Source organism: Mycobacterium sp. 1245499.0 (assembly GCF_001673615.1).
In the GTDB taxonomy this organism is placed as follows: domain Bacteria; phylum Actinomycetota; class Actinomycetes; order Mycobacteriales; family Mycobacteriaceae; genus Mycobacterium; species Mycobacterium europaeum_A.
Genome location: NZ_LZMG01000130.1, coordinates 1 through 1,006, shown reverse-complemented (window position 1 = coordinate 1,006; position 1,006 = coordinate 1). Strand labels below are relative to the sequence as shown.

1 protein-coding gene and 1 pseudogene are annotated in these 1,006 nt (G+C 68.7%); both read right to left on the bottom strand.

The window, feature by feature from the left end:
- A pseudogene (locus A5646_RS06485) lies at window positions 1-351 on the bottom strand (hypothetical protein); the annotation flags it as partial.
- Between the two features lie 134 nt (window positions 352-485).
- The coding region (locus tag A5646_RS06480; RefSeq protein WP_156765535.1) for an amidohydrolase family protein at window positions 486-1,006 on the bottom strand (521 nt) is incomplete at its 5' end.

Sequence of the window (1,006 nt, the reverse complement as noted above, 5' to 3'; positions counted from 1 at the left end):
GGGCGCCTCACAGCCGACGGTGTCTCTGTTGATCTGGCAGCGCGTCACGCCGGATTTGGTCTCGATGAAGACGTAGCCGTTCTGGTCGGGCGGCAGCGGGATGGCGCCGGCCGGGGTGGTCGGGTTCGCCGGTGCGGCCGACGGGCCCGGCGCCGGGGCGGCGGTGGCCGACGGCGGCGTGGACCTGGGTGTGGGGAAGGACGGTTCGGTGGGGCCGGCTCCTGGCGAGGCCACCGGCCGGCCGCCGATGACCGAACTGCAGCCGGAGACCAGCTCCGAGCCGGCCACCAGGGCTACGAGCAGCAGCGAACCACCGGCCAGGCTTCGCCGCGCATTCTCCGAAAACCGCACCCGCCGCTCCCCAGACGATTCATATAGCGGCACTCAGGTTACGCACCGAGACGCGAAAGCCGCTGCCCTGACACAGGTATCGATACAGAGCCGATGGCCCGAATTTATCGACCCGTGACCGGTTCACGACTTCCCTAGAGCCCCAACAGCTTTTCGGCGTTGCGGTGGCTGATGGCCGCGCGCTCGTCGTCGGTGAGCGGCAGGCTGTCCAGAAACGCGCGGGCGGCGACCATCGACCCGAACGGATAGTCGGCGGAGAAGGCCACGCGGTCGATCCCCACCTGGGCGACCAGGTTCGCGTACGTCGCGCGGTCGTTGAAGTTGGCGAATGTGTAGTGGAAGTTCTCCCGCAGGTAGTAGCTGACGGGACGCTGCAGACCGGTCAGCTCCGGTGTCAGCGTGGCGTCGAAGCGCGGCAGCATGAACGACGTCGCCTCACCCATGTGCCCGATGATCATCTGCAGCGACGGGTGCCGGTCGAACACGCCACCCAGGATCATCCGCAGCGCGTGGGTGGCGGTGTTGATGTGCCACCCCCAGCCCACCGTGGCCAGCGCGAACGTGACGGGCTCGGCGAAACCCGCGTAGCTGGACTCGATGACGCCCGCCGGGGGGATGGTCGGATGCAGGTAGATCGGCGCCTGCAGGGCGGCCG